This is a genomic window from Tomitella gaofuii (assembly GCF_014126825.1).
GTDB classification, from domain to species: domain Bacteria; phylum Actinomycetota; class Actinomycetes; order Mycobacteriales; family Mycobacteriaceae; genus Tomitella; species Tomitella gaofuii.
This window is the reverse complement of the sequence record NZ_CP059900.1, coordinates 2,438,459-2,458,242: the sequence shown is the minus strand read 5'-3', so window position 1 is coordinate 2,458,242 and position 19,784 is coordinate 2,438,459. Positions and strand designations below refer to the sequence as shown.

Annotated in this window: 18 protein-coding genes; 9 read left to right on the top strand and 9 right to left on the bottom strand. The window is 71.1% G+C overall.

Annotated elements, in window-relative coordinates:
* Positions 1–121: 121 nt before the first annotated feature.
* The gene (locus tag H4F70_RS11410) at positions 122–1,726 is read right to left on the bottom strand and encodes a class I adenylate-forming enzyme family protein (protein ID WP_235681064.1); all 1,605 of its coding nucleotides are present in this window, start codon (positions 1,724–1,726) and stop codon (positions 122–124) included.
* 168 nt (positions 1,727–1,894) lie between these two features.
* On the opposite strand from H4F70_RS11410, the gene H4F70_RS11405 reads away from it, so the two are divergent.
* From H4F70_RS11405 to H4F70_RS11390, 4 genes are all read left to right on the top strand, one after another.
* Positions 1,895–2,752 carry a lysophospholipid acyltransferase family protein gene (locus H4F70_RS11405; protein ID WP_182357290.1) on the top strand — a complete coding sequence of 286 codons (858 nt, stop codon included), beginning with the start codon at positions 1,895–1,897 and terminating at the stop codon, positions 2,750–2,752.
* Positions 2,752–3,213, top strand: coding sequence for an SRPBCC family protein (locus H4F70_RS11400; RefSeq protein ID WP_182357289.1), 462 nt, complete (start codon positions 2,752–2,754; stop codon positions 3,211–3,213). Before H4F70_RS11405 ends, H4F70_RS11400 begins: the two co-directional genes overlap by 1 nt.
* 63 nt (positions 3,214–3,276) lie before the next feature.
* The gene (locus H4F70_RS11395; RefSeq protein WP_182357288.1) at positions 3,277–3,582 is read left to right on the top strand and encodes a hypothetical protein; all 306 of its coding nucleotides are present in this window, start codon (positions 3,277–3,279) and stop codon (positions 3,580–3,582) included.
* A 344-nt stretch (positions 3,583–3,926) separates the two neighbouring features.
* Positions 3,927–5,000: an NAD(P)H-dependent amine dehydrogenase family protein gene (locus H4F70_RS11390; RefSeq protein WP_182357287.1), complete on the top strand. Its 1,074-nt coding sequence runs from the start codon at positions 3,927–3,929 to the stop codon at positions 4,998–5,000.
* 33 nt (positions 5,001–5,033) lie between these two features.
* Here H4F70_RS11390 and H4F70_RS11385 read toward each other — a convergent pair whose 3' ends face one another.
* A complete protein-coding gene (locus H4F70_RS11385; protein ID WP_182357286.1) occupies positions 5,034–5,615 on the bottom strand; it encodes a CGNR zinc finger domain-containing protein in 582 nt (193 codons plus the stop codon).
* A gap of 67 nt (positions 5,616–5,682) precedes the next feature.
* On the opposite strand from H4F70_RS11385, the gene H4F70_RS11380 reads away from it, so the two are divergent.
* Positions 5,683–6,549, top strand: a complete 867-nt coding sequence (locus H4F70_RS11380; RefSeq protein WP_182357285.1) for an alpha/beta fold hydrolase — start codon at positions 5,683–5,685, stop codon at positions 6,547–6,549.
* A 170-nt stretch (positions 6,550–6,719) separates the two neighbouring features.
* On the opposite strand, the gene H4F70_RS11375 is transcribed toward H4F70_RS11380, so the two are convergent.
* The 4 genes from H4F70_RS11375 to H4F70_RS11360 all read right to left on the bottom strand — a co-directional run bounded on the left by H4F70_RS11375 (position 6,720) and on the right by H4F70_RS11360 (position 11,682).
* The gene (locus H4F70_RS11375; protein WP_182357284.1) at positions 6,720–7,958 is read right to left on the bottom strand and encodes an alpha/beta hydrolase family protein; all 1,239 of its coding nucleotides are present in this window, start codon (positions 7,956–7,958) and stop codon (positions 6,720–6,722) included.
* A gap of 184 nt (positions 7,959–8,142) precedes the next feature.
* On the bottom strand, positions 8,143–8,790 hold the full coding sequence (locus H4F70_RS11370; protein WP_182357283.1) for a response regulator: 648 nt from the start codon (positions 8,788–8,790) through the stop codon (positions 8,143–8,145).
* Complete coding sequence (locus H4F70_RS11365) at positions 8,778–10,514, bottom strand: sensor histidine kinase (protein ID WP_182357282.1); 1,737 nt, start codon at positions 10,512–10,514, stop codon at positions 8,778–8,780. Before H4F70_RS11365 ends, H4F70_RS11370 begins: the two co-directional genes overlap by 13 nt.
* 142 nt (positions 10,515–10,656) lie before the next feature.
* Entirely contained in the window at positions 10,657–11,682 is a 1,026-nt protein-coding gene (locus H4F70_RS11360) for a Vgb family protein (protein ID WP_182357281.1), read from the bottom strand.
* Between the two features lie 157 nt (positions 11,683–11,839).
* Between H4F70_RS11360 and H4F70_RS20915 the strand changes: the two genes are divergently transcribed.
* From H4F70_RS20915 to H4F70_RS11340, 4 genes are all read left to right on the top strand, one after another.
* Positions 11,840–13,252, top strand: a complete 1,413-nt coding sequence (locus tag H4F70_RS20915; protein WP_276529687.1) for a M23 family metallopeptidase — start codon at positions 11,840–11,842, stop codon at positions 13,250–13,252.
* 34 nt (positions 13,253–13,286) lie between these two features.
* Entirely contained in the window at positions 13,287–13,925 is a 639-nt protein-coding gene (locus H4F70_RS11350; RefSeq protein ID WP_182357280.1) for a TMEM175 family protein, read from the top strand.
* An 80-nt stretch (positions 13,926–14,005) separates the two neighbouring features.
* Positions 14,006–14,884 (top strand): LLM class flavin-dependent oxidoreductase, encoded by an 879-nt coding sequence (locus H4F70_RS11345; protein ID WP_182357279.1) that lies wholly within the window; start codon positions 14,006–14,008, stop codon positions 14,882–14,884.
* An 890-nt stretch (positions 14,885–15,774) separates the two neighbouring features.
* The gene (locus H4F70_RS11340) at positions 15,775–16,401 is read left to right on the top strand and encodes a TetR/AcrR family transcriptional regulator (protein ID WP_182357278.1); all 627 of its coding nucleotides are present in this window, start codon (positions 15,775–15,777) and stop codon (positions 16,399–16,401) included.
* 10 nt (positions 16,402–16,411) lie between these two features.
* Here H4F70_RS11340 and H4F70_RS11335 read toward each other — a convergent pair whose 3' ends face one another.
* The 3 genes from H4F70_RS11335 to H4F70_RS11325 are packed head-to-tail and all read right to left on the bottom strand — an operon-like array spanning position 16,412 to position 19,770.
* Complete coding sequence (locus tag H4F70_RS11335; RefSeq protein ID WP_182357277.1) at positions 16,412–17,563, bottom strand: acyl-CoA dehydrogenase family protein; 1,152 nt, start codon at positions 17,561–17,563, stop codon at positions 16,412–16,414.
* Between the two features lie 6 nt (positions 17,564–17,569).
* Positions 17,570–18,586: a hotdog family protein gene (locus H4F70_RS11330; RefSeq protein ID WP_182357276.1), complete on the bottom strand. Its 1,017-nt coding sequence runs from the start codon at positions 18,584–18,586 to the stop codon at positions 17,570–17,572.
* A complete protein-coding gene (locus H4F70_RS11325; RefSeq protein WP_182357275.1) occupies positions 18,583–19,770 on the bottom strand; it encodes an acyl-CoA dehydrogenase family protein in 1,188 nt (395 codons plus the stop codon). The genes H4F70_RS11330 and H4F70_RS11325 overlap by 4 nt, the downstream gene beginning before the upstream one ends.
* Between the last annotated feature and the right edge of the window lie 14 nt (positions 19,771–19,784).

Genomic DNA, 19,784 nt, shown 5'->3' with positions numbered 1-19,784 from the left:
TTGTTGGCGGCGGCCGACGCGAATCCTTCCGCAGTCCAGAGCGTCGAAGAAGACATGCCGGGACCGGATTCGTGGCCTCACCCGGCGTGCCGGCCCGCCTGGGCGTGTCCTCGGTCAGTGCTCAATTCGGCTCGCGCACCGCCAGCTCGCGCACCCGTGCCTTGGCGATCTTGCCGCCCGCGGCCATCGGCATCGCGTCGGTGACGACGAGCTTCTCGGGCAGGTACTCGCGGGTGACGCCCCGCTCCTGCAGCCACGCGGTGAGTGCGCCCAGCGACAGCGCGGCCCCGGCCTCGAGTGCGACGACCACGCACAGCCGCTCCCCGAACACGGTGTCCGGCACGCCGACCGCAGCGACCATCGACACCGACGGGTGCTCGCGCACCAGGTCCTCCACCTCGGCGGCCGAAATGTTCTTGCCCCCGCGGATGATCACGTCCGCCACCCGGCCCACCACCCGGAGCCGGTTCTCCTCGTCCACTTCGACGACGTCGCCCAGCAGCAACCAGCCGTCGTCGGTGAACAGCTCCGCATCGGCGGCCTCGTCGCGGAAGTACCCGGGAGACGCCAACGGTCCGCGCACCGCGGGCTGCCCGCGCCGGACGCCCGGTCCGCGCACCTCGCGCCCGGCGTCGACGAGGCGCAGGCGCATCTCGTCGAGGACGTGCCCGCCGGTGCCCAGCCGCGTCTCGTCGTCGTCGAACACCGTCGTGGCGCTGACCCCGCCCGCCTCGTTGGACCCGTAGAACTGGAGAACCTTGGCGCCGGTGAGCGCCTCGAAGCGCTCCGCCTCCGTACGGGGCACCGCTTCGCCGCCCGTGTACATCACGCGCAGTCCGTCGAGCCGGGCGAGCCCGTCCGGGTCGGCCTGCAACATCATCCGGAACTGGGTGCTCACCGCGCCCAGGAGGGTCGCGCGGTGCTCGGCGAGGAGCCGCACGGCGGCGGTGGCGTCGAAACGGTCGAGCACCACCGCCGGCCGCCCGAGCAGCGCCGGCAGGAAATGCGCGGTCCATAGGCCGAACCCGTAGGGCGCGGGCACGAACGACGCGACGACCTCGTCGGGCGCCAGGTCCGCGCCCCGGCAGGCGATCGCCGCGAACGTCGTCCAGCGCCGCTGCGTGTGGGTGACGAGCTTGGGCAGACCGGTCGTGCCGGAGGTGGCGTTGAGATAGGACACGTCATCGACGGAGAACGCCCTCTCCGGAACAGCGGGACGGCCCGGGGTCGCACCGTCGACGGTGACGCGTCCCGGTTCGACGAGGAGGGTGTGCGCGATATTCGCCCCACGTGCACGCACAGCGTCGGCCAGTGCGTGCGCGGTCGCCCCGCGCATCTCGGGCGCGGTGACGAGGACGGTGGCGTCCGATGCGGAGGCGATGTGGGCCAGTTCGGCCGTGCCGGAGCGCGCGCCGGTGGCGGCCGCGAGCACTCCCGCCCGGTACAGGCCGACGATCGCGGCGTGGAACTCGGCGGTGTCCGGCAGGAAGACCAGCGCGGTGGCGGGCCCTGGCAGCGTCGCAGCGGCGTCGCGGACCGCGTCGGCCAGCGCGTCGTACTCGGCCCAGGTGGTGGTGCCCGCGGGGGAGAGGTAGGCCGCGTCGTCGGGCTGCACGGCCGCACGGTGGTGCACGAGTTCGCTGGCCGACAGGTGCGTCCACGCCATCGGGTCGGAGGTGAACGGCGCCAGCGCGTGCAGCGCCCGCTCGGAATCCATCGGAGGCATGGCGCCCATGATCGTCGTCGGCCCCGGCGACCGCGCGCCGGGGCGGGGCCCGGGGGCGGCAGGCGGCGGACTGTCGGCGCGCGGGGGCCCACCTCGATAGGCTGAACGCGGCCGGATCTGTGACGATAGGAGTGACGGATCGGTACGGACACTGGAAACGGGGCAGTGATGGGCGGATGGACGGCGCTGCTGGGAAAGCCGGCGGCGGCGGTGCGCCGCGCGCTCACGCCGGGGCCGGGCGGGCTGGAGGGGCGGGACCCCGAGTTCATCCGGGAGATGCTGCCGCGCTTCTGGCTGGCCGCGCGCCTGTATTTCCGGGCCGAGGTGGACGGTTTCGACAACGTCCCCGACGAGCCGGTGCTGTTCGTGGGCAATCACAGCGGCGGCGCCGACATTCCGGACACGTTCGTGTTCCTCCTCGGCTATCACACATTCTTCACCGTGGAGGGGCGGCCGCTGGTGGGATTGGCGCACAAGATCGTCACCCGCATGCCGGTGGTGGGCGACTTCGCCCGCAAGTTCGGGATGGTGCAGGCGGACATGGATACCGCGGCGGAGTTGCTGCGCGGCGGCGCCAACGTGCTGGTCTATCCGGGCGGCGACGTGGAGGCGCTGCGCCCGTGGCGGGACCGCAACCGCATCGTGTTCGACGGGCGCAAGGGGTTCCTGCGCCTCGCCCACGCGAACGGCGTCAAGATCGTGCCGGTGGTGGCGACCGGCGGCCAGGAGACGTTCTACGTGTTCAACGACGGCCGCCGGACGGCGCAGCTGCTGCGGTTCGACAAGCTGCTCCGCGTCAAATCGGTGCCGATCAGCCTGAGCGTGCCCTGGGGGCTGCTGCCCGCCGACCTGCCGCACATCCCGCTGCCGGCGAAGATCCGCATCCAGGTGCTCGAGCCCATCGACCTGCACGAGCGCTACGGGGACGATCCCGACTGGGACGACGCCTACGAGTACGTGACGTCGGTGATGCAGGTGGCGCTGTCGAGACTGGCCGCCAAGAGCGTCATCCCGGTGGTGAGCTGATGTCGTCCATGACCCGCTCGGTGACGGTGCACCGGCCGTTGTCCGCGTCGTCCGCAGTGCTGGCGCGTCCCGACGAGGTCATGGCCGTGATCGCGGACCTGGGCCGCACGGCGCGCGTCGAGGACGCGGGCGACGGTGCCGAGCAGTGGGAAGTGTTCATCCTCCTGGGGACGATGTACGTGGGCGGGCGGGTGCGCATCGGGCAGGCCGGCGACGGTGTGCTGGCGTGGCGCTCGGAGAGCGGATTCCACCACCACGCACGGTTCGAGGCGGTGGCCGACGGCGACTTTTCGGCGATCCGGCTGCACTTCGACTTCCGTATCGACGGCGTGTTCACCGGGTGGCTGGCGGCCAGGCTGGTGCACGGGTACATCGGGCGCTTCGCTGACGCGGTGCTCGAGAGCCTCCGGCACCGCATCGAATACGGAGACGCCGGCCGACGGCCGCGTGTCCGCCGATAGGGGGACACGCGGCCTCCCCCCGCGACCGCCGTCATCACGGTCAACAACAACACCGATGCGACGATGTTCTACGACGGCGGCTTCGCCCGGGACGGGCAGTGGGTGGAGGCGCCGCTCACGCAGATCAACCCGCACAGCAGCGAGCGGATCACCGTGGAGGGGGTCGGCGGAGGCAATGGGGTGTCGGCGAACCTGAGCTACCACCTTGCGGGCACCTCGATGGCGCCGCGCGGCGATCTGACGCTCGTCGCCGACGGTTACGCGACGAATACGGGCACGGCGGGCACCAGCTGGCAGCAGCCGCTGAACGTCGCCTCGTTCGTGCAGGCCGGGTATCCGCACTCGAGCTTCGTGTTCACCATCGACTGATCGGGGTGCGGGGTCCGGCGACGGGCCGGGGCGAGCGGGCGCAGGCCGTTGCGCGAAGCTCGGGAACGCGGAAGAGAACGTGTCCGGTATCTCCGGCGGAGTGACATGCGGCGACGCCGGTGGGCATGGACGTGACCTGCGGTCCTGCCGGAAGCGGAGACGACGCGAATGGTTCCGCAATTCCTAGCCTTCGGCGACGACCTCCCGCCCCGCGGGACAGACGCGGGATCCCGGTCCCGCTCGTCGCCGGCGGAGGCGCCGCGGTCGTGTCGATTGCGGCTACCGAGGAAATGCGCGCCTGGTCTACTGCGAGGTGACGGATCGAGCGACGCAGGGAGGATGCCATGGCATTGCGGGTGGTGGAGTGGTCCACGGGAACGGTGGGGCGGCATGCGATAGCGGGCATCGACGCGCGACCGGAACTGGAACTCGTCGGCGTGTGGGTCTCGAACCCGGACAAGGCGGGCAGGGACGCGGGCGAGCTTGCCGGGTTGGGCCGAGAGCTCGGCGTGCGGGCGACCTCCGACGGGGACGCGCTGGTGGCCCTGCGGCCGGATTGCATCGTGCACACCGCGATGACCGACGACCGGATTTTCGAGGCCGTGCAGGATCTGGTGTTCTTTCTGGAGAGCGGCATCAACGTCGTGTCCTCGGGCCCGGTGTTGCTGCAGTACCCGTGGGGCGTGCTGCCGGATGAGGAGGCGGAGCGCATCCACGCGGCCGGCGTACGGGGCGGGGCGAGCCTGCACGTCAACGGCATCGACCCGGGTTTCGCCAATGATGTGCTGCCGCTCGTGATGACGAGCCTGTCGCAGCGGATCGACCGGGTCCGGTGCACGGAGATCGCCGACTACAGCACCTATGACCAGGCGATGACGATGACCGGGCTGTTCGGATTCGGCCGCCGGTTGGAGGAGACTCCGTTCCTGCTGCAGCCGGGCGTGCTGGCGCTGGGGTGGGGATCAGTGGTCCGCCAGATCGCGGCGGGCCTGGGGCTCACGCTGGACGAGCCGCTGGTGGAACGCTACGAGCGGCTGCCCGCCGAGCAGGGGTTCGACACCGTGTGCTGCCGGATCGCCGAGGGCACGGCGGCCGCCCTGCGTTTCGAGGTGGTCGGCACCGTGGGCGGCGAGGAAAAGGTGGTTCTCGAGCACATCACCCGCACGGCGCCCGGACAGGCGCCGGACTGGCCGCGGCCCGCGCACGGAGACGGGTGCTACCGGGTCGAGCTGACGGGACAGCCGTCGATGACCGTCGACCTCCACCACCACGGGGAACACGGCGACCACAACGACTCCGGCATGATCATGACCGCGATGCGCCTGGTCAACGCGGTGGAAGCGGTCGTGAACGCGAAGCCCGGCATCGTCACAGCGCTCGATCTGCCCCTTGTGACCGGGCGCGGGCTGACGGGCTGACTCTCCGGATGGCCGAATCCGTCGAGTGACGATTCATGGCGACGCCCGGGGGATACCCCGTCGGCCTCCATCGCCGGCATCGCCGGAGCGATCCGGGGAGTCCCCGGCTCTTTGCGGGGCGGCGGCTCGCGCACGGGAGGCGTGGGCACGTGCCTTCATCCGGTTGCCGCACACCGCCATCGAGCACCATTTCGCCGTGCCGGGCCGCGTACGGTCGATGAGGAACAGGTTGCACTCCTCGTTCGCGCACGCCTTGAGCCGGCCCGGGCGCGCCTCCGACACCGTCGACCATGCCTGCGCGATGCGCGCCGCGGGCACCATGTCGGCGGGAGCGTCGAGGCCCCATCGGATGCCCGCGGGTGTCACGTCGGGCGTGAGGATCGTGCTGTCCATGAGCTCTTGCAGCGCCGCCGTGGCTTCGTCGTGCCCGCGCACGAGAGCCTGAATCGCATCCCGCGTCCGGCGAAGCAGCCGCACCTCCTGCTCGGTGCCCGTGCCGCCGAGCCGGCGGGCGATCGTCGCGCCTTCTACGCCGGTGAGCTTTTCCGCGATGGCCTCGCCGTGCCGGGGCGCGCTGTTGAGCACCTCGAGCAACAGCGCCTCGTCCGCAATCATCCGTCGACCTCCTCCGTGGCCATGCTACCGTCGCAGTAACCGGCAAACAACGATTAAGGGGTTAAACATGCCTGTGGTGCATCACCGTACGATCCGGATCGAAGGGCTCGATGTCTTCTACCGCGAAGCAGGGCCGGCGAATGCGCCGGTCATCGTGCTGCTGCACGGGTACCCCACCAGTTCGCACATGTTCCGCCACCTCATGCCCGCGCTCGCCGACCGCTACCGTGTGATCGCCCCCGACCACATCGGATTCGGACGCTCGAGCGCCCCGTCCGTGGGGGAGTTCCACTACACCTTCGATGAACTCGCCCGGATCACGCGCGCATTCCTCGACGCGGTCGACGTGAAGCGGTTCACGGTCTACACCCATGACTACGGGGCCCCCATCGCCTGGCGCCTCGCCCTCGGAGAACCGAGCTCCGTGGACGGCGTCATCTCGCAGAACGGGAACGCCTACGAGGAGGGTTTCGTCGCCGACTTCTGGGCGCCGATCTGGGCCTACGGACGGAATCCCTCACCGGAGAACGAGGCCGCACTCCGTCCGGCGATGGAAAGGCAGGCGGTCGAGTGGCAGTACCTCCACGGGGTGCCCGACCCGACGCTCGTCGATCCCGACGCTTGGGAACACGACCTCGCACTCCTCGGCCGCCCGGGCAACGACCTGGCCCAGCTGGCGCTGTTCGGCGACTACCACACCAACCGCGCGCTCTACCCGGAGTTTCAGGAATGGCTCCGCACCTCCGGCGTTCCCGTCCTGGCGATCTGGGGTGCGAACGACGAGATCTTCGGCCCGGCCGGGGCGGAGGCATTCCGCAACGACGCGCCGCACGCACGCATCGAGCTCTTCGACGGCGGCCACTTCCTCCTCGAATCGCACCTCGACGACGCCGTCGGTGTCATCCGCGAATGGCGGGGATCCTTCTCGGCGTGACATTCGGTCGAGAGGCGTTGCGTCATGACGGATGACGGTCATGCGCTCGCATCGGAGATCGAGAAGAGCGGCCGGGTGCCGTGATCGTCGCGATCATCACCGATGGTCTGAAGAGGCTCGTGCACCGAGTGGGCACCCGCCGCCGTGCGGTCTCCGGATGCCGATGTCGCTCACCCGGCCCGCAGTGTCTCGTCGAGCCAGTCGAGCGCCCGTTGGTTGTACAGCGACCGGTTGATCACCTCGGTGTGTTCGCCGGCACCCTCGGCGGCGGTGAACCGCAGCAGGGTCTTCGGGCAGGTCAGCGCGTCGAAGAAGGTGGGCGTGTCCGCGGCGAGCGGATCGTTCTCCGCGGCGGTGAGCAGGGTGGGGCAGCGGATGCCTCCCACTCTGCCTTTGAGCGTGAATCCGGCCAGCGTGCGGAGGAACCCGCGCAGGTCTGCCGCCCCGGTCGTCCAGTATCCGCGCTGGACGATCTGCCAGCGCATCTCTCTGTCCGACTCGATCGCGGTGGCGAGCCGGGTGAGCGTCGCGTCGTCGAGGCTGTCGAAGGCGACGGTGTCGGCGTCGGGTACCTCCAGGGCGGCGAGGAAGCGGCGGATCGCATCGGCGATGTCCCACTGGCCGGGGTCCGCGATGCACGCGGCCAGTCGCGGCTCGCCGGAGGCGGCCCGGGGCGCGAGGTATCCGCCCAGGCTCCACCCGCTCAGCGCGATGCGGGAACGGTCGACGATCGGAACCGTCGTCGCATGGTCGACCACGGCGGCGATGACGGTTTCCCAGTCGGGGCGCAACGGCACCCCGCGGTGGTACAGCATGGCGCCCTGGCCGGGTCCGTCGAACAGGAGCACGTGGTAGCCGCGTTCGAGGGCCGCCACGCCCGATGCGAAGTACATGTCGGTGATCGTCGCGTCGAACCCGTTGGTCAGAATCAGCAGCGGACGCACCTCGTCGGCACGGCCTGTCGCGGGAACCAGATAGCCGGGCAGTGCGCCGTCCTCGAACGGAATGCCCACGGGACGCACGGGCGGGTCCGACAGTTCCATCGCCGCGCGGAACGCGTCCATCTGCTTGTCGAATGCCGCGGGTAGACGCGGGTCGACGGGGGTGCCGTAGATCGGGTGGTAGGCGGCGGCGTACATGCAGCTCGCCCGCAGGAAGCGGGCGCGCGCACTGCGACGCCGGCCTGCGGTCAGCAGGCTCTGCGCGTCGGCGGCATGCGCATCGCCGGACGCGACGAACGCGTCGTAGAAGGCGGAGTCGTCGCCGTCACCCACCGCGTTCGCGACGGCGACGACGTCCCCCATGTCGGCTCCGCCGGCGGGGATGCACCCCACCGGCCACTGCCCGAACCTGTCGTGGAATGCGCTGTCGAACAACTGGTTGCGGCGGCGAGCGGTGTGGGGGCTCATGGTCCGGTGTCCTCTCCGTTGGCCGCATAGTCCGCTGCCGGCGGACGGGTGTCGACGATGCGCGCAGATCGCATGGCATCAGTGTCATCGCGGCCCGCTCCGCGGGCCATAGACCCAAGTCCCGTACCGCGCCGACGGTGCCCGCCGCCGGAAATCCGCCACCCGGCGGCGAGCGCGGAGGCGGCTACCCGGAGAGGTACCGGACCACGGCCAGCACCCGCCGGTGGTCGTTCGCGTCCACGGGGATGCCGAGCGCGTCGTAGATGTGCGAGGTGTGCTGCACCACGGCCTTCTCCGAGATCACCAAGTGCTGCGCGATCCAGGAGTTGCTGCGTCCCTCCGCAATCAGGGCGAGGACCTCCCGCTGCCGGGGCGTCAGGTGCGCCACCCGGCCGTCCACCATGCGGGCGCGGTGGACCATCACCTCGATCACCTCCGGGTCGATCGCCGTGCCCCCGTCGACGACTGCGTGCAGGGCGCTCAGGAACGAGTCCAGATCGGAGATGCGCTGCTTGAGCAGATAGCCCACCCGGGCAGGAGTGCCGGAGAGCAACTCGGTGGCGTAGCGGCGCTGCACGTACTGGGACAGGACCACGACCGCGGTGCCCGGGTGGAGCGTGCGGATGCGCAGCGCCGCGACAAGACCGTCGTCGGCGTCGCCGGGCGGCATGCGGATGTCCGTCACCACCAGCTCGGGGCGATGCAGTTCCACCGCGGTGAGCAGCGCGTCGGCGTCGCCCACCGCCGCGGTCACGTCGAAGCCGTCGTCCGCGAGCACCGCCGTCATGCCCTGGCGCAGCAGCAGGTCGTCCTCGCCGATCACGACGCGCATGGCAGCTCCGCCCGCAGGTGCGTGCCGCACGCCGAGGCGCTGTCCACGCGGAGTTCTCCGCCGAGCGCGTGGACCCTGTCGGCAAGGCCACGCAGCCCGTGGCCGCTGTGCACCGAGGCGCCGCCGATGCCGTCGTCGTGCACCTCGACGGTGAGCAGATCGCCGTCGCGGCCGATCCGCACCGACATCCGTGCGGCCCGGGCATGCTTGAGGGCGTTCGCCAGCCCCTCCGCGATGAGGAAATACGCGGTGCTTTCGACGCCGGACGGCAGCGGTCCTCCTTGCAGCTCGGCGTGCAGCACCGTCGGCAGCGGCATCCGGTCCACCAGGTCTTCGGCCGCCGCGCACAGCCCGCGTTCGATCAGTGCGGGCGGCATCAGCCGGTGTACGAACGTGCGCAGCTCGGCCGCCGTCTCGTCGATGCCGCGGCGCAGCTCCAGCACTCGGCATCGCACGGTCCCGTCGGGGGCCGCGGACGCGACACGCTGGGCCTCGAGCGCGAGGAGCACCAGGCCGACCTGCAAGCCATCGTGCAGGTCGCGGGCGATGAGGCGGCGCTCGCGGTCCGCGGCCGTGACGATGCGCGCACGCGAGGCGATCAGCGCGCCGCGTTGTGCCAGAAGACGGGCCCGGAGTCGTTCGCGCTCGATGGCCAGCGCCATCACCCGGCCGGCGGCCTGCACCGTTTCCGGGTCGGCGATCAGGTCGTCGTCGTACAGGATCGCCCCGATCCGTTCTCCGCCGATGGTCACCTCGACGCCGGCCCTGTCCTGCGGCAGCGGCAGGACGGCCGGGACGCCCGCGGAGTCGACCCAGGCCGATTGCTCGGGCATCCAGAACAGGACGTCTATCGACGCGTCGCCGAGCACCCGGCCGAGGAGTCGGGGGATCCGGCCGGGCGCGCCCCCGGCGTCGCCGAGCCGCACGGCCAGCTCCTCCAATTCGCCCTCGCGTGCGAACCCGCCGCACAGCATGGCGAGCACGAACGCCACCGGCACACCCGCGATGATCAGGAACTGGACGACGGCGGCGGTGACGCCGCCGAGCGCGGGGTCGAGCACGGTCGGCCGCAACGGGACGGACAGCAGCGCGAGCATCCCGTACGCGAACAGCGGGAGCAGGACGCGTCGGCGCCCGGGGCGGGCGTGCACGATGCGGCGCGCGAGGATGAGCGCGGCCGCCACGACGACCACGCCGCCCGCCGTCCGCTGCACCCACGCCCCCGCGTCGAGCAGTCCCGGCCGGTCGGCGACGAACAGCAGGGAGGCGGCGTCGGGGTTGAACAGGTACAGCGGCGCCTGCAGTATCAGGGCCACCCCGTAGCCCGCGGCGGCCACGGTGCGCGCCGTGCGGCCGTGCACCCGGCCGGACGGGAAGGCGAGCAGCAGGTGCACGGTCACGGCCAGCACCACCGTGGCGGTGATGGAGCCGACGGCGACAAGGGCCGGCACCGACGTGTTGCCGAGGCTGCCCGCCAGTACTGCGGCACCTCCGAACGTGACGAGCATGCCCATGCTGTTGCCGGGGCGGCGATGCCAGGCCAGCAGTCCGGCGGCGGCGTAGACCCAGAAGGTGAACACGAGCACCAGGTGCGCCCACCACAGGTCTTCCGATCCGGGCAGTGTGAGGGCCAGCTGCAGGCAGCCCAGGGCGAGCGCGCTGCCGGCGGCCAGCAGGAGGGCCCGGTCCAGCGAGCGCAGTCGGGCCCGTCCCGGTCCGCTCATCGGTTCCGCGTGCACATCCGGGCGGCGGGGTCATCCGCCGTGCTCTGTCATGCGACCAGCGTAGAACGCGCGGGCCGGCTGGTCAGGGCTTTTCCTGCATCATGTGGGGCTCGCACACCGCCACGGGCATGTGTTTCCGTGATCACCTCGTGCCGTCGCCACCTCCCACCACGCGAATCCGGCCGATGGAACCGCCGCGCTTGTTCGTGAACCACAGGTACGCCGGTTCGGGGCCGGGTTTGATGTCGAACGGCCCTTCGACGCCCGGCGCGGTGAACCGCTCCCAGCGGCCTGTGGCCGGGGTGAAGCGGACGAGTGCGTCCCCGTCGGTGTCCGCCAGCCAGACCGTCCCGTCCGGTGCCGTCCACACTCCGTCCGGTGTGCGCAGCGGCGGGTCGGTGTACCAGGTGGCCGCCAGGGGGCCGGGCGCCGCGCCGCGTGCGGTCGGCGCGATCCGCAACAGACCCGGCTCGTTCTGCGTGGTGACCCACAACTCTCCTGTGTCGTCCGAGGCGCCCGGCGCCCATGCCCGCGGCGCGCCGTACCGCGGCCATGGTCCGAAGCGGGCGACGGTGTCGACCGGGCGGCGGGCAGACGGGTCGAGTCGGCCGATGGTGGCGGTCGCCGCGTTGACCCACCACACCAGTCCGTGAGCGTCGACGAACAGCGCGGACGGGTCGGCGATGAGTCCGGATCGCACCGTCGCCACCGTGGCGGCAGGGTCGGGGGCGCGCGGGTCCAGCGACCCGATCGCGTCGGCCCCGCGCAGGCTGAACCAGAGCAGTCCGGTGGGGGCCGACTTGATCGCGACCGGGCCGCGCAGGTCCGGGTGGCGAATAGCCGTGATGGTGGAGGCAGGATCGGCGGCGTGCGGGTCGATGGCAGCCACGCTGTCCGATCCCAGGCAGGTGACGCGGATGCGGCCGTCCGCGTCGGGGAACAGGTTGGCCGGCAGCCGCATCCGCCCGTGCGGGTCGGCGAAGGTTTCGATGCGGACGGCTCCGGAGCCGGGCAATCGGACGCCGCCGGCCGGGCGCACACGTCCTACGCGGTCGTTGGCGATGCTCGTGAACCACACGTCGTCACCTGCCGCGATGATCCCGCAGGGCGATTCGATCAGGTTCTCGGGATCGCGGAACACGTCGATCGAGCCGATTTGCTGGGCCATGCGCGCTCCTTACCCCCGGGTCTGCCACTCCACTGTCGTCCCGCCGGGCCGGCGCGGCCATGGGCCTACGTCTCCAGTTCGCGACGACCCGGATCGGCGGCAGAAGCGCGACTTGGGTCCATTCCGAACGGGTGCGCGAGCGCGCACGCTCGGTGGCATGAGCTGGACCCCGAAGCCTGTGACGCGATGGCCTGCGACGCGATGGTCTGCGTCGAGCCTGCGACCGTGCCGTCCGCGGACCGTGATCCTGGCGGCCCTCGCCCTGACGCTGCTGGTCGCGGCGGGCTGTTCCAGCGGCGGGGACGCTGAGGGCGGTGCTGGAAGGGCGGACAGTGCCGGGCAGTCGGCCGGCGCCGCGTCAGGCGGTGATGTGACGGCGGTGTCGGAGGAGTCGCCGGCCACGGCGTCCGCCGGATACACCGCGCTGACAGTGCAGAACCTCGGTTCGCCCACGTTCCCGTTCATGGGCAGCGACGGGAAGGCGCACGTGGCGTACGCGCTGCAGCTCACCAACGCGGGGCCGGCGTCGGCCACCCTGCAGAGCGTCGACATCGTCGATGCGGCGGACACGAAGCGCGTGCTCGCGTCGTTCTCCGGCGCAGCACTCGTCGATCCGTCGTGCGGCTACGGCGACTGCAACCGGCTACGCTTGCTTCCCTCCGCCCCGGCGAAGGACACCGTCATCCCATCGGGCGAATCGGGGTCGCTGCTGGTCGACTTCGCTACGGACGACGTGGCGGACGTGCCTGAGCGGGTGCTGCACCGGATCACCGCGCTCGCCTCGGCGAACCCGGCCTCCGCGACACCGGCGCCGGTCAGCTACACGGTGGCCCCCAAAGAAGTGTCGGCACGCACGGCGCGCGTGATCTCCCCGCCGGTACGGGGGAACAACTGGGTCGCGCAGAACGGCTGCTGCGGGGTCGGATTCCCGCACGTGGATTCGCTGATGCCGTTCGACGGCGGACTGTGGGGAAGCCAGCGGTTCGCCATCGATTGGATGCGGACCGACGATCACGGCCGCTTCTACGTCGGCGACAAGACCAGGAACGAAAGCTACCAGGACTACGGTCAGGAGGTGCACGCCGTGGCCGACGGCACCGTCACCTCGGTGCTCGACGACGTGCAGGCCAACGCGCCCGGCATTCTGCCCGCGGCGGTACCGGCGCTGGCCGCGAAACTGACCATCGAGAACGTGGACGGCAACCACGTCATCCAGGACCTCGGCGGCGGCACGTGGGCGATGTATGCGCATCTGCAGAAAAGGTCGCTGACGGTGAAGCCGGGCGACAAGGTGACCAAGGGGCAGGTGATCGGCCTGCTCGGCAACACCGGCAACTCCAACGCCCCGCACCTGCACTTCCAGCTGATGGACGGGCCCAACCTCGACGGCAGCGACGGAGTGCCCTACGTGCTCGACTCGTTCGACTACGCCGGATACGTCGCGCCCGCGGCGATCCTCGCGGCCGATGACTACCTGACCGGGGAGTTCTTCGCGCAACACAACGGTTCCCCGCAGGCCAGGACGGATCAGTTGCCACTGAACGGGGCGATCGTGAACTTCGGCGGGTGACGAGCGGCGGGCCGGACGCTCCCGGGGAGTGCGGATGGACGGACGTGGTGCACCGCGTCGAACGGGCGGGTGTGCGGGAGCATTCGGCAAGGGCCGCGTCGAGGCGTTCTCCGACGGTGTCATGGCGGTCGCCATCACGCTGCTGGTGCTGGACCTGCGCGTGCCGGAACCCGGTGGCACGGGCGGATTGGGGCACCGGCTGGCCGCACTGTGGCCGAACTATCTGGCCTACGTGATCTCCTTCGTCGCGATCGGCATCCTGTGGATCAACCATCACACGATGCTGCGGCGGCTACGGGACGTGGATCATTCGGTGCTGGTGCTGAACCTGCTGCTCCTGCTGTGCATCGTGGTGTTGCCGTTCACGACCGCGCTGCTGTCGAGCTACCTCGTCGAGGAGGACGGCGGGCGCCTGGCGGCAGTCGTCTACGCCGGATCGTTCCTCGTGACGTCGGCGGTGTTCCTGGCGTTGCAGTTCCACGTTCTGACGCACCGCCGGCGCCTGTTGCGCGAGCCGCTGACGGGTGCGGAGCGGCGCACCATCCTGCGGCGTGCCGCGGCGGCGCCGCCCGCCTACCTGGTGGCAGGGGGCCTGGGCCTGGTGACGCCGTATCTGACGTTGGCGGTGTGCGTCGCGATGGGACTGTTCTACCTCGCCGCGCCGCCGCGGTGAAGCGTGCGGCGGGGACATTCGGGCTGGTGCAACCCGGCGAATGCGCCCCGTCGCGGTGGCCGGTCGATAGACTCGCCGGCATGCCGGATTACGGTCACGCGCTGGAGTTCGGAGTGTTTCCCACCCCGGACGCGGACAGGCTCGACGATGTCCTCGCGCTCGTCGCGCTGGCCGAGGAGCTGGGTCTGGACGTGGTGTCGTTCCAGGATCACCCGTATCAGCGGCGGCACCTGGACACGTGGACCCTCCTGTCGGTGCTCGGCGCCCGCACCAGCAGCATCAAGCTGGCGACGAACGTGGCGAGCCTGCCTCTGCGGCCGCCGGTGGTGCTGGCCAAGGCGGCCGCCACGTTGGACCGGGTCACGTCTGGCCGTGTCGAGCTGGGCATGGGGTCGGGCGCGTTCTGGGACGCGATCGAGGCGGCCGGCGGGCAGCGGCGCACGCCGGGCCAGGCCGTGGACGCGCTGATCGAGGCGATCGGCGTCATGCGGGACTTCTGGGCGGGCGGCACTGTCTTCCGTGACGGCGAGTACTACCCGGTGCGGGGCCTGAAGGCCGGGCCGGCACCCGCGCATGACATCCCCATCTGGGTCGGCGCCTACGGCCCGCGGATGCTGCGCGTGACCGGGGCGCTGGCCGACGCATGGGTGCCGAGCATGGGATACGCCGACCCGTCGCGGCTGGGGACCTTGTCCGCGGCGCTCGACGCGGCGGCGACCGACGCGGGCCGCCGGCCGGGGCAGGTGCGGCGGATCTACAACATCGGGGGAAGCTTCGGCGACGGCGGCGGGCTGCTGCAGGGGCGCCCGGCGCAGTGGGTCGAGCAGCTGGCGGATCTGGCGTTGCAGTACGGGATCGGCACGTTCATCCTGGCCGCCGACACCCCGGACACGGTGCGCGCCTTTGCAAACGATGTGGCGCCGGCGGTGCGGGAAGCGGTGGCGGAGGAGCGCGGATAGCGCGGGGAGCCGCCCGCAGATCTGGGGGGAGACTCTCTGCACCGAGCGCGTGTTGTCCGCCCGAGCGGTGCGCTCTCCGCGCGCTCATCCGCCCGTGCCGCGCGCGCTATGTCCACAGGCGCGCGCGTTGTCCCGGCATGTCGCGGCAAGGCGCGCGCGGCGCGGTAATGCACGCGCGGCGGTGTCTGCCATCGTGGAAATGGACTCGTCGACGCCGCTGCGCCGCACGCCCGTCACGGCCGACCTGCTGCACGGAGCACTGGACACGGAGCAGGGGGAGCGCGGCCTCGTCCCGCGCCGGATTCCGGCCTGGGCGCGCTGTCCGACCGGCATCGGGAACCGGCTGCGGAGCCACACGAGTTCCTCAGTGGCCGCGGTCCTCACGTTGCCGACCTGCTGCGATGGTTCGGGGCGGAGGTTGCCGGCGGCGGCGTGCGGCTTTCCGCCACCGGCGGCGTCAATGCCGACATGTGGGAAATGATGATGCGACTTGAACCGGGAAGCGCTGCCCGCACGCGCGGTCCGGGCAGCGAATGCTCTGGCGGTGGTGTGCGCGCCCGTCGTCAGCGTGGCCAGGTCCCCGGTTGTGCGGAACGAGGGCGGCGCGGGCGGACTTGGCCCTTCGCGACTTGGACCACCTCGGCCTTCCACAGCGCGTCGTGGATCTCCCACGTCGTGAGGTGAAGGAAGTCCAGCTGCGCCTGCTGCGCCAGCACATCGGGGTGGCCGCTGGACGACGTCGAGGGGGTGTGGGCGGAAGTCGGGAAGTGCTTCGGCGTCCTCGCTGATACGGGCGCGCTGGAGTATTGTGGGCGGTTCGTGTCGCAGGTCGGGTACAAGACACGACATGCAGTGTCGTCCCGGGTCATTGGCATATCATCGAATGCACGATGAATGACGACACCGACCGGCCGAGTGTGACACGCCGGACGCATCCGCACACCGGCCGGCCGCGAAGTGAAAGCTCGCGCAAGGCCATCCTCGACTCGACGCTCGCCATGCTGGCCGAACATCCGCCCAGCGGCATCACGATCGCCTCGATCGCGTTGGAGGCGGGGGTCGGCAAGTCGACGATCTACCGGTGGTGGTCGTCACGGACGGCACTGATCCTGGACGCGATCGAGGAGCTGCCGAAGCTGGAAGACCCGGACACCGGGCGGTTCGCCGACGACTTGCACGGCCTGCTGGTGCAGCTGACGGAGGTGCTGGCGAACTCCCCACTGGGAAAGGTGCTCGCGCACTTCGCCGCCGATTCGTCCGCGCGACGCGACCCGGTGGTGCGCGACTACATCGGCGGCCGGCTGGAGCCGGTGACGGCGGTGATCGGACGCGCTGTCGTTCGCGGCGAGCTGCCCGCAAGCACCGACGTGGAGGCGCTGGTTTACCTGGCGTTGGGGCCGGTGGTGAACCGGGCGTTCTTCGGCCCCGACGTCCCCACTGCGCAGTTCATCGACTGCGTGGTGGCGACAGTCGTCCGCGGCTATGGTTCCGACGGAGGGCGGCACGGCGCGGGCTGAACCGGCCGCCTCACCGCTCGACGAGCGCCGGCAGAAGCCCCGGCCCGTCGTCGAGCAGGAGCCCGCCGAGCGTGGCCGACAGGAATGCGTCGTCCCACCACGTCAGCTGCAGCTGCTTGGCGCGCCGCGAGAACAGCTGCACGTCCACATCCAGCGTGAAGCCGATGCCCCCGTAAACCTGGTGCGCGGTCATCGACGCGGCGCGGAACACGGCGCAGCAGCGCTGCTTGGCCATCATCGCCTGCATCAGGTGATCGCGACCCGCGTCGTGGCACCAGGCGGCCTGGTGCATGAGCGTGCGGGCAGCCTCGACGGCAGCGAGGGTGTCGGCCAATGGGTGGGAGATCCCCTGATTCGCCCCGATGGGACGGCCGAACTGGTGCCGCTCCGTCGCGTAAGCGGTGGCCATCTCGAGCACCCTGCGCGCGCCGCCCGCGGCATAGGCGGCCAGCACGATGGCCGTCGGCGCCATGGCTTGCTGCAGGGTCTCCCACGCGTCGCCCGGCTCCCCGATGCGCGCATCGGCGGGCAGCTCGAGGTCGAAATCGACGAAGTGGAGCGGCTCGCCGGCCAGAGTGCGTTGCGGGGAGCACCGCACCCCGTCACCGTTGGGCACGAGGAACAGCCCGATCCGGCCGGAGGGCTCCTCGCGGGTGGGCACGAGGATTGCGTCGGCCTCGGCGGCGAAGGGAACCAGCGTCTTGGCCCCCTGCAGCCGGACCCGCTCGCCGCACCGCCGCGCCGACAGTGCGATGCGCTCGGGGGTGTAGTCGCCGCCGGGCTCGAGCCAGGCCACCGACACCAGCGCGGTGCCCTCCGCGAGGCGGGGCAGCCACTGCGCGCGCTGCTCCGGGGAGCCGGCCCGTTCGAGGATGCGCGCGGCGAGCACACCGGAGAGTATCGGGGTCAGTGGGGCGGCGGCCCGGCCCAATTCCTCGGCCAGGAGCGTCCATTCGAGCAGTCCCGCTCCGGCGCCGCCGAATTCGCCGCCGATGCCGAGGCCCAGCAGCCCGGCGGCGGCCAGGTGCCGCCACAGGTCCGGCGGGAACGGTGCACCGTCCGCCTCGGTGGCGCGTATCGCGTCGGACCCGGCGTGCTCCTGGCACATGCGGCGCACGGTGTCGGCCAGCATCGCCTGTTCGTCGGTGAAGGTCAGATCCATCAGGGCTCACTCCTCGGTGTCTGGGTGGTCGGGCAGGTTCTGCCAGGCGTGTGGCGGAATGCGCCACGGATCGCCGCGTCCGGAGGACGCCGGGCCGGCGATGGCGGCGCTGCCGACGGCGGTGACGGAGCCGGCGGCCCGCTCGGTGAAGCGGACGTACGTGACGCGGCAGCCCCCGGGCGCGGGGGTCGTGCCGGTCGCCTCGCCGCCTATCTCCACCGCCGCGCCGGGCACGACCGGTCGGCGCAGCCGCAGTGTCAGCCGCAGGATCCGTCCGCCGGGCACCGCGTTCTCGACGAGCCATCTGCTGATCAGCGCCGTGTGCCCGGGCGTGTTCAGGATGATGTCTGGCATCCCGGCGGCCACGGCGGCCTCACGGTCGTGGTGGAACCGGGTCCAGTCGCGGCTGGCGGCGGCGGCCATGACGATGCGGCGCGCATCGACGGAGACGGCGAGCGGAGCGATGGACGCCGCCGGCCGGGCGTCGTCCGCGTGGCCGTGGGCGCCGCTTCTTCGCAGGTGCCCGGCGTCCGCGTCCGCGGCGTCCGGGCGGTACCCGTGGAATCGCCAGTCCTCTTCGGCGGCGGTCCGGCCGTACTGGTCGGTGTGCTGCACGTGCACCGTCCAGTCGCGCCCGAGCCCCGCACGGCTGCGCCGTGGCGGGCCCACCTCGGTGATGCGATGGGTGGCGGTGAGCAGGTCCCCGACGCGCACCGGCCGACCGTAGCGGTGGGTGATGTCGCGGACCACGGCGGTGGGCAGGCCGAGTAACTCTTTGAGCCGGTGATGCAATTCCATCGCCCGCCCGGGCGTGCCGTCGGGTCGCCACACCGGCTCCTGCGTCCAGACCCCGGCCATCGCCGATGGTGCGATCATCGTGGCGGGATCGCCGTGGTGCAGCGGATTGGCATCCTCTACGGCCGAGCACCATTGCGCGATCGAAAACGGGTCGACGGCCCACTGTGCCGTGCGCGTGACGTGGTGCGTGAGCAGCGGCCGCAACGTGTCGTTTCGGGGGCTCACCGGACCGGCAGACCCAACGCGCGGCGGGCAAGGATGTTCTTCTGGATCTCCGAGGCCCCGCCACCGATCGTCTCGAGGACGGTGAACCGGTAGGAATGCTCCCAGAAGCCGTGGTCCTGCGCGCCGGGGTCGCCGCTGCGCAGGACGACGGTGGGGCCGCACCGGTCGAGCATCCAGTCCGCCATCTTTTGGTGCAGGCGGGTTAGGGTGAGCTTGCACATCGACGCCTCCGTGGAGGGCACCTCGCCTCGCGAGGCCGTGTCGATGACGCGGAGGGTGAGCATGCGCGCCGCCTCCAGATCGGTGGCAAGCTCCGCGATGCCGGCGCGGACGGCCGGGTCTTCGTAGGCTGGCCGACCATGCACGGTGGCGGTGCGCGCCCAGGCGAGGATGCGCTCCATCTTCGACTCGAGCATCCCGACCGTGTAGATGGTGAAACGCTCGTAGTCGATCGCCTCGGTGACGTAGCGCCAGCCGTTGTCGACTTCGCCCACCACGGCGTCGTCCGGCACGAACACGTCGTCGAAGAACACCTCGTTCGTGCGTTCGTCGCCCATCGTCTTCTGCTCAAGGACCGTGAGCCCCGGGGCGGACAGGGGAATGAGGAACAGCGTGATGCCCTCGTGCTTGGGCGCGTCGGGGTCGGTGCGGGCGGCCACCCAGTACCAGTCGGCGAAGTGGGCCGAGGTACTGAAGCGCTTCTGGCCGTCGAGACGCCACCCGCCCGGCGCGCGGCGGGCGCGCAGCGACAGGGATGCGAGGTCGGAGCCGGCATCGGGCTCGGAATATCCGAGCGCGAAGTCGATCGTTCCCGCGAGGATGGCGGGCAGGAACCGGCGGCGCAGCTCCTCGGAGCCATGCCGGATGAGCGTCTTGCCTATGATGCCCACGCCCTTGCCGATCAGCGGCGCTCCGGCCCGGGCTAGCCGCTCGTTGAGCAGGTATTCGTACATGCCGGCCTGGTCGGCGCCGCCGTACTCGCGCGGCCAGGACATGCCGAGCCAACCGCGCTCGGCCAGGCGGCGCAGGAACGCCTTGCGTGCGGAGGTGTCGGCCAACTGGGCATCGGCTTCCCTGTGCGGTGCGAACACTTCCGCGGCTTCCTCCCGCGTGTGCTCGTCCGCCAGGAACTGGGCGACCTCCGCATCGAAGGCGCGTTCCTCGTCGGAGAATGCGAAGTCCATATCGGGTTGTTCCT